This window comes from bacterium (genome assembly GCA_023145965.1).
Lineage (GTDB): Bacteria > UBP14 > UBA6098 > UBA6098 > UBA6098 > UBA6098.
The window spans coordinates 1-8,443 of the sequence record JAGLDC010000104.1 but is presented as its reverse complement, the minus strand read 5'-3'; the positions used below and the strand labels follow the sequence as shown (position 1 = coordinate 8,443).

Sequence of the window (8,443 nt, the reverse complement as noted above, 5' to 3'; positions counted from 1 at the left end):
CGATAAGCGCGCTGGCGTCGGCCCACCGGCAAGCGCCGAGTAATTTCCTTCATTATTGTTAATACGTCCACCTCCAATGGTTGAATACTGTCCACTAGTTGTATTCCCGCTTCCTCCTCCTATAAATGAATAAACTGCAAGAGCTTTGTTAATATATCCACCACAGATAGCTGTATATAAGTTACTCGCACTATCACTTTCCCCACCACCAACGAAAGAGCGATAGCTTGCGAAGTTGTCTCTTCCGCCACAAACAACGGTATATGTGCTCTCGGCAGAATTATAGTAACCGCCACCGACAAAAGAACCGTCTGTTGTTGTATGGTTGTCGTATCCACCACCAATGAAGGAATGATTGCTACTATTTCCAACAATATTGCTCTCGCCTCCGACAATCACAGAGTAAGCCGCGCTATCCAAATTAGTGTAACCACCTCCAATGAAAACATATTCGTCTTCCGCATAATTCGCCTCTCCACCACCTATAAAAGAATAACCACTTGTGGCTGTATTGCCATGACCACCTACTACTACACCATAAGTATTCGATGGTTCAACGAAATTACCCTTTCCACCCCCAATAAAACCGTAATCAGCAAAGACTATGTTTGAATCACCACCGGATATCGTAGAGTAATCTCTTAATGCGTAATTAAACCTTCCACCGCTGATAGTGCAATACGATTCATCTAACCTCGAATCTCCAGTAATCGAATATCCTCCGAGGTTTACGTGAGTATTGCGATTCGACCCAAATAAATCATTACCCGCGTTGCCTTTGGCAACGCCAAGAAAAGTCTGAACACATGGATTGTCTTCAAGCGCTGTGAAGAGAACCCCATTACCATCGTATAACCAAGGAACACAAGTTGTTCCGGCATCAGCTTCTTCACACCCTTCCATATTGTGTCTTCAATTTCTATTGTTGCCGGTTCCCATTTCCCCTCGCTCGCGTTCCATTTGAGGACCTGGCCGTCCTCGGCGCCCATGCTCGGTATGTTCAGGGCATAAGGGCTTGAGGTAAGGTCGAATCGCGGCGTCATCTCCGGGCCGCCGTCGATAGAGATTCCCAGCCAATATTGCCGGGAGAAATCGACATCGCCATCCATTGGGTTCGCACTTCCGAGGAACACCGAAAAAACGCCGTGCTGCACGTGGACGCCGAGATGCGTTTCTGTCCATATCGCCGGGCCGATTCCGGTTTCCGAGTCGTAAAGCGAAAATTCGAGATCGCGCATTCCGTTCACCGGTGCGGCCCCGGCGACGAGCTGAGAAATCCCTGATAAGAAATTATCTTCGGCACCTGTGCGAATGTTACTGATGCAATCATAACGAAACAAACAAAAAATTTCCTGACAATTTCATTTTGTCTCCTTGTAATAAATTACGGTTAACTTCGTCTAAAGTCAATTATTCTTCAGATTACTCCCTTTCAGGCATACAAAAACCCCGCGAAGTCTTTCTCGCACGGGGCGTATCGGTTTTCGGGCAAATAAAAAACCCGCCTTTTCGTCTCATTGTGTGAGGGCGAAAGTGCGGGTTGCTTTAAGCAATCGCTGTCCGTTATTAAATTGTAATACGTTACGTAATTCGGGGGGGGGTCTGGGATACTCCCCTGCGGCTTTGAATAATTTCATGGTCGTTGCCTTAAATCTGTAAATATTAAATTTAATAATGCTTTTTAAAATCTTGACAATGCGAAAAATTAGTCTATTCTGAAGCAGAATTAAACCAAAGTCAACAGGAGGATTCGATGAAAATTAATGCAACCTTAGGCTTGCTTATCATGCTTGCAGTTATGCTAATTCCTAATCAAGCCGAAGCAATCGGCGAAAAAGCAGTTAGCGGAGGATTGGAGCTTTCAATCCCGACGGGAAATTTTGGCGACGTTGCCGGAACCGGTTTCGGAGTAACGGGTCAATTTCTCTATAAGTTCAAGGATAACATCATATTTACCGGAACAACAGGTTATATTATTTGGGGCGGCAAAGACTTTGGGACATCTTCCTATAATTACAGCGAGATTCCTTTGAAAGCTGGTGCTAAGTATTATTTCCATACCAATATCTATGGCATGGCTGAGTTGGGGCTTCATATATATAGTTATAAATTTGAATACACTGATCCTTGGTCTGGGAATAAGGTCTCCAGTTCCGACAGTAACACAGAAATCGGTTTCGCGCCGGGCGTCGGATATGAGATGCCTATTAAAGACAAGATGTCTTTCGATGTCTCGATCAGGTATGAAATCGGCGATTTGGATTGTTTGGGCGTCCGCGCCGGGATCAATTACGACATATAAGTGCCTAACACAGACTTAATTTAAGATCATAAGAATGATTTAAGGGCGACTTTCAGTCGCCCTTTTTGTATTTGTGAAAGTCGAGAATACGTGGCTAATTTTTCCGTAAAGATAAAATAAATTTCTTTTATTGGTAGCGTTGCATTAAATGGGTCTATTTGTTTGGATATAATTGACATTATCTTAACTGTTAGAATTTCCAACATTATTTACAGTTTATCGGGATAAAAATATTCAATAAGTTTCTCTATCGGAGTCATACCCTCGATTCCTTTGTGCGGTTATAATAGCTGACATAACGCTTGAGTTCATTGATTCTGTGCGCGGGATGGTAAGAAATGAGGAAGCCTATAAAATTAATAGAATGAAGTTGTTTTTCATTTCTTCCCTTTATTTTTAATTTTAAGGCAAAATAATATCTCACAATCTTAAAACAAATAGAAACCTTTTTAAATTATAGTAAATAGTGATTTTTTGGTGTTTGCGCCTTGACATTCAAGACTTTACCTAATAATTTATTATAAAATTTAAATGGAGGTTATATTTTGAAAAAACAGACATTTGATATTCTAATGCTTCACGGGCGTCCTGCGGCGGGTAAATCTGAGATTATCGACTATTTTAAGAAAACGCCAGCGCCGAAACGCGTCCACAGATTTCACGTCGACAGATTCGAGGAGATCGACGATTTCCCAATGCTATGGACCTGGTTCGAGGAAGACGATATACTCGAGCGTATGGGCAAACCGCGCCTTCACACAACCTCCGACGGCTATTTCATCGATTATTATATGTGGGACCTTCTTATCGAACGCATCAACATCGAGTATCGCAAACGCGTCCGAGACATAGAGGACTATCACGATTTTTACACTACGATTATCGAATTCTCACGCGGATCAGAACATGGTGGTTATGAATATGCATATAAGCATCTATCTAAAGAAATACTTAGCCGCGCGGCGATTCTTTTCATCGATGTCACTTTCGAGGAATCCTTGAGGAAAAACCGCAAGCGCTTTAATCCGGACAAACCGGACAGCATCCTCGAACACGGCCTCGACGACGAGAAGCTAAAATCCCTTTATTATGAGGTCGATTGGGAGAAGTTCTCCGCCGGCGACGAAAACTTCGTCGATGTTAACGGCGTTAAAGTGCCGTATGTCGTTTTTCCAAATCAGGACGACATTACCACCCAGCGTGGGGACGCTTTGGGCAATAGGCTCGAGGGGTGTATGACGCGCCTTTGGGAGAATTATAAGAATAGATAGTAAGTGGCAAATTTGCTTAGAAAAAGCATAAAAACCGTCCATAAAAACGACCTCGAATATATTATCGCGCCGGACGGTAAACCCTTGTGTTTCAAGGCCTGGCTCGGAGATTGGTTTTCTTTTCTATACGATTTTCTAATGAAAAAAACTGTGTTTCCTAAAACTCTGAGCGCGGATATTTCCATTCACAATGAAGTGCTTCGTCGCGAACTTGAAGGTATCCGCGAAAAGCGCGTTCTCGAATTGGCAACCGGAAACGGTGTTACCGCTGATTTTCTGTATAAAAACAACCTCTATACAGATATTGATATAAGTCCCGGCCTTTAAAAAAAGGCAGTTAAGAGGTTTCGGGCAACCGGTTTTGAAACAGCGGAATTTTATTTAGCAAGCGCGGACGACCTGTCTTTCAAGGATTCCTCGTTCGACGTATGCCTTTGCATATTGTCGCTTAACTTCTTCGATGATGTCCCGAAGGTCGCCTCTGATATATGCAGGGTGTGACTCTCGGTTCCATGTTTTTCTGCTGTGTGCCAGTTCCTGAAAGGAACACTAAGCAGAGTAAAATTAATGGTAAGCTATGTACCCAAGAGGAACTGAGGAGAATTTTCACTAACACTGGTTTCGAATTCGAGATTATCCCGGATAAAAACGGCGCTTTGCTTTATTTTAGAGCGAAGAAGAAGTAATCGTTTATTTCGCATCCACGCTCCCGCGTCGTAGCGTTTTCTTTCGATGCTTTGTAGATACAAGGGGCGACCGGTTGGTGGGTAGCAAAATTAACCCCCCGCGCCTCACGGCGCGCCCCCTTGAAAAGGGGGCCAAGGGGTTCCTTAATCTGGCAACCGGCACCATCGGTCGATTTGAGGGGGTGCATCTTATACGGGCAAGGGTCGGCACGGCCGCAGCGGAAGCGACTCCGGGCAGGCTAGTCGCGATTGCTCTGGCCCCCCAACCGGCGCTCTAGTGGCGCGCCGGATGGGGGGCAAAATGGACAATGAGCAATGATCAATTTTGTAGGGGCGACCGGAAGGTTGCTCTTTTTTAATGATAAAATCCAAATGTCATTGTCATTTCGAGGAGCGTAGCGACGAGAAATCTCATTTTATAAGGAGATTTCTCCTTTCGGTCGAAATGACAGCGGTGGGAACCTCGGCTTTTTCATCACGCCATCGTGTAATACTTATAACCCAGAACCTATAATCTTGGGAAAAAATAGCGTTCGAGCGCGGTTTTGGCGCGAAGAATGCGTATAAAACACAAAAAAACGAATTTAAAAATCGGAGGATAAATGAAGATCGAAACCGTCAAAATAAACTTTCCCGAAGGCGCGAATATTATCTTCGGACAGTCGCATTTTATTAAAACCGTCGAGGATCTTTATGAAGCTATGGTTAATTCTGTGCCTTCCGCCAGATTCGGCATAGCGTTCTCCGAGGCCTCTGGCGATAGGCTCGTTCGTTTCGATGGTAACGATGAAGGCCTCACCAAAATCGCAACCAAGAACCTTATGGCCATTTCCTCCGGCCACTGCTTCTTGATAATCATGCAGGATTGCTTTCCCATAAATGTTCTCGGTGCGGTGAAGGCGGTGCCCGAGGTGTGCAATATCTTCTGTGCGACTGCAAATCAAGTTGAAGCAATTATAGCGAGAAACGAAGCCGGCAACGGGGCAATATTGGGTGTGATCGATGGCGAGGCACCTCTCGGCGCCGAGGATGAAGAGGCTAAAACCTGCCGGTATGGTTTTCTCAGAAAAATAGGATACAAGAAATAACTTATGATGAGACTAAATCTTAAACTATGGTGCTCGTTTAGCCGCCAAAATAGAGGTTTGAAGCGGAAAATACTCATACGGAGGGGTATAGTGTTAGTTATGGCGGGAATTTCTTGGGCTCAACCTGGGCTTAAGACTTACACTCAAATACCGGAATTCGAGGTGGTTTCTGGAGATGGCGAAGTGTTGACGCGGCCAATGCTCGAGGGCAAAATTACGGCCATAATTTACCTTTCAAGAAAAGCCCTGGGTAAGAATAAATATTTCTCGGATGAATTACTAAGATTTTATTCCAAACAAGACGAAGCAGTGCAAGAAAAGATTCTTCGCGTGGCGATAATTAATTCTAGCAAAGCGAATTGGCCCATTACCGAAATATGGAAAAGGAAGCTTATTGAAAACTCAATCGAACGCGGTTTAACCGTTTATGGCGATTGGGATGGCAATATGCTGAAGGATTTTGGATTCCTCGATGAAGAAAGCAATGTAATAATTATCCATAGTAATTTGGAGGTTAGATATTTCAACTATGGGCGCATCGACGAAGTAGAAACGGAAAAGATTAAGCAATTGCTTATGGACTTGGTTACAAATAATTAAATTTTAGCTTATGATTGTATAGGCTCTTTTTCGCCAAATTTAGACTATTGACATAAGAAAATGGCAGTATATATTAGATTTAAATGAAGTAATAATTATTTAATGGAGGAACCTGTATGCTCAAATCTAATACCTTTTTATTTATTCTTGTAATGATGGTTTTTCTCTTTGGTTGCACAGGAGGAAGACTTACAGAAGAAGAATATCTGACTCAAGCCAAACAGATGCTCGCTGAAGGTAATATCGAGGATGCTATATATAATTACAGTAGTCTCGTTAAATTTTACCCAGAATCTGAAAACCTCCAAATGTATGAAACTCAGCTCTTTGACCTCACTATTCAGGCTGCGGAAAAATATGCTGGGACACCCAAAGAAGAAACCTACATTGCCGAAGCCCTTAGCATGGCGAATGTCTATGGAGATACGCTTGCATATTGGGTAAAATATCGCATTGCCAACAAAACCGCACAAGTAGATCAGGAAAAAGCTAGCGTGCTTTTTAAAGCTATTCCCATCGATGGATATTATTTTGCGGCACAGATGGCGCTTGGTAAAGGCCATTATAAAGATGCTATTGAAGCCTATGAAAAGCTTCTTGAGCTTTATCCCAATGATGCTGGGAATTATAAGGCAATTTTCTTGATTGGATTTAATTACTCCGAATATCTGAAGGATTATGAAAAAGCCAAGTTATATTTTGAACGAGTTCTTGCTAACTACCCTGAATGCGATCTTAGACCGAGCGCCGAATGGATGCTTGAAAACATGGGTAAATCTCCCGAAGACATCGAGTTTATAGAGAACGAACAGCCATCTGTTTAAGAGAAGCCTTTGCATTTTTTAATCTATATAGACGGTTGGGCATTTTGCCCGACCGTTTTTATTAAATTTAGTTCAACTATATGAATATCAAGAAATTAATAGTAGGGCAAATAGAAACCAATTGTTATCTGGTCTATGACGATAATAAAAATTGTATAGTTATAGATCCAGGAGGCGAAGCAGAAAAAATTAACTCCGAACTCATTAATTTAGAACTTAAGCCCTCTCTAATTGTGCTGACACACGCGCATTGCGACCACATAATGGCTGCTCCATTCCTGAGAACTCATTATTCAGCAAAGATTTATGTTCATGAATCAGATGCACAAGCGCTTTCTGATCCTCAATTAAATTTAAGCGCCTTATTCGATGAGCAAATGACATTTAAAGCCGATGTTTTAATTAAAGATAAAGACGCTGTTTCTGCAGGAGAGTTAGATTTCGAGGTGTTACATACACCAGGGCACAGCCCGGGTGGAATATCGTTATACTCCAAAGGTGTGCTTTTCGCCGGAGATGCGATTTTCAAAAGGGGCATTGGAAGAACAGACCTTCCCGGAGGAGATTATGACGAGCTAATGAGATCGATTCAGAAACTATTTAAACTACCTGTGAATACCGTAGTTTATCCCGGTCACGGCCCGCAAACAACTATAGGCGAGGAAAAATTCAATTTTAGATAAAATCTTTTTTCGATCATTCTAATCGAAAAGTTGATTTTTAAGGAGTAAAATCGTGTCTAATAAAAAACCGCCAAAACTAAAGCCTTTTTCAGTGAAAAAGGACGAGGTTTCCAAAGCTTTAACATTTCTTACGACTGAACAACTGCTTGTAAAAGAAATATCTTTGGGTGATGAATCCAAAGGATATCGCTGGGAATTATATCGGGGCGAAATCCCCTTTTGGGTTGATTTAATAAGGTTTTCTGAACAAGTCGATCTTCTTGTGGCTTATAGCATTATGTTTCAACTGCCCGATTCTTGGGATAAAACCGAGGATGCCAAGCTTTATAAGTTTCTACTCGAATTGAATGATTTTTCTATGTCTTGGGATACGAAGTTCTTTCTCAAGGGCAGAACTGTGTTGCTTTGCGCAAGTCGTTCGGGTGAGGAGATAAACAGCAACACCGCAAGGTATTTGGCCGATTCCTTTAGCCGTTTCGCAGGAATACTCTCGCGTAAAATAGGTGAGGAATTCCCGAATTTGGTAAAATTTGTAGTTGGCAAGCCCGAAGGGGATGGCGAAGAAGATGAAAGTACCTAGTTTACTGATAATATCGCTTTACCTGATTTTATTATTTAATAATGGTTGTGCGGTTATAGACAATTTCAAAGCGGAGGATATTGTTCTCCCTGCCAATAAAACTAGTCAAGACATACCTGTCGGCTTATATAAAGTGACACAAAGCTCGTTTACATATCGTGAGGCAGACCTAGGTTCACAAAAACTCGAAAGGATAGAACCCGGTAGCATAGTCGAGGTGGTCGATGTAGCTGGAGCATTCGCACAGATAAAATTTTCAGAGAATACTACATGGCTTAAAAAAAACCAGGTTGAAGAGACTAATGTGCCCGATGTTGTTCGTACATTGGGCAGGGTTCGCAGTAAAGAAGGACCTTCGGAGCTAGCTCAAGAAATGGTGATACTCGAATCCGGCAGATTATTGACAGTT

Annotated in this window: 10 protein-coding genes and 1 pseudogene; 10 read left to right on the top strand and 1 reads right to left on the bottom strand. The window is 42.4% G+C overall.

Annotation, left to right across the window (positions count from 1 at the left end):
* The coding region (locus KAH81_09270) for a hypothetical protein (protein ID MCK5833840.1) at positions 1-903 on the bottom strand (903 nt) is incomplete at its 3' end.
* 850 nt (positions 904-1,753) lie between these two features.
* Between KAH81_09270 and KAH81_09265 the strand changes: the two genes are divergently transcribed.
* The 10 genes and pseudogenes from KAH81_09265 to KAH81_09220 form a co-directional block, all read left to right on the top strand.
* Positions 1,754-2,302 carry an outer membrane beta-barrel protein gene (locus KAH81_09265; protein MCK5833839.1) on the top strand — a complete coding sequence of 183 codons (549 nt, stop codon included), beginning with the start codon at positions 1,754-1,756 and terminating at the stop codon, positions 2,300-2,302.
* Between the two features lie 545 nt (positions 2,303-2,847).
* Entirely contained in the window at positions 2,848-3,573 is a 726-nt protein-coding gene (locus tag KAH81_09260; protein ID MCK5833838.1) for a hypothetical protein, read from the top strand.
* Positions 3,574-3,576: 3 nt separating this feature from the next.
* Positions 3,577-3,900 carry a hypothetical protein gene (locus KAH81_09255; GenBank protein MCK5833837.1) on the top strand — a complete coding sequence of 108 codons (324 nt, stop codon included), beginning with the start codon at positions 3,577-3,579 and terminating at the stop codon, positions 3,898-3,900.
* Between the two features lie 6 nt (positions 3,901-3,906).
* Positions 3,907-4,074, top strand: a pseudogene (locus KAH81_09250) (methyltransferase domain-containing protein).
* 787 nt (positions 4,075-4,861) lie between these two features.
* Positions 4,862-5,347: an adenosine-specific kinase gene (locus KAH81_09245; protein MCK5833836.1), complete on the top strand. Its 486-nt coding sequence runs from the start codon at positions 4,862-4,864 to the stop codon at positions 5,345-5,347.
* 90 nt (positions 5,348-5,437) lie between these two features.
* Positions 5,438-5,947 carry a hypothetical protein gene (locus KAH81_09240; protein MCK5833835.1) on the top strand — a complete coding sequence of 170 codons (510 nt, stop codon included), beginning with the start codon at positions 5,438-5,440 and terminating at the stop codon, positions 5,945-5,947.
* 116 nt (positions 5,948-6,063) lie between these two features.
* A complete protein-coding gene (locus KAH81_09235) occupies positions 6,064-6,771 on the top strand; it encodes a tetratricopeptide repeat protein (GenBank protein MCK5833834.1) in 708 nt (235 codons plus the stop codon).
* Positions 6,772-6,851: 80 nt separating this feature from the next.
* On the top strand, positions 6,852-7,454 hold the full coding sequence (locus KAH81_09230; protein MCK5833833.1) for an MBL fold metallo-hydrolase: 603 nt from the start codon (positions 6,852-6,854) through the stop codon (positions 7,452-7,454).
* A 52-nt stretch (positions 7,455-7,506) separates the two neighbouring features.
* Positions 7,507-8,034: a hypothetical protein gene (locus KAH81_09225; protein ID MCK5833832.1), complete on the top strand. Its 528-nt coding sequence runs from the start codon at positions 7,507-7,509 to the stop codon at positions 8,032-8,034.
* A partial coding sequence (locus tag KAH81_09220) for a hypothetical protein (protein ID MCK5833831.1) occupies positions 8,021-8,443 on the top strand: 423 nt, incomplete at its 3' end. The genes KAH81_09225 and KAH81_09220, both read left to right, overlap by 14 nt.

Bases quoted from the DNA above. Each gene is read 5' to 3' on its own strand.
- KAH81_09265 (MCK5833839.1), top strand. From the start codon at position 1,754: ATGAAAATTAATGCAACCTTAGGCTTGCTTATCATGCTTGCAGTTATG.
- KAH81_09245 (MCK5833836.1), top strand. From the start codon at position 4,862: ATGAAGATCGAAACCGTCAAAATAAACTTTCCCGAAGGCGCGAATATT.
- KAH81_09235 (MCK5833834.1), top strand. From the start codon at position 6,064: ATGCTCAAATCTAATACCTTTTTATTTATTCTTGTAATGATGGTTTTT.
- KAH81_09230 (MCK5833833.1), top strand. From the start codon at position 6,852: ATGAATATCAAGAAATTAATAGTAGGGCAAATAGAAACCAATTGTTAT.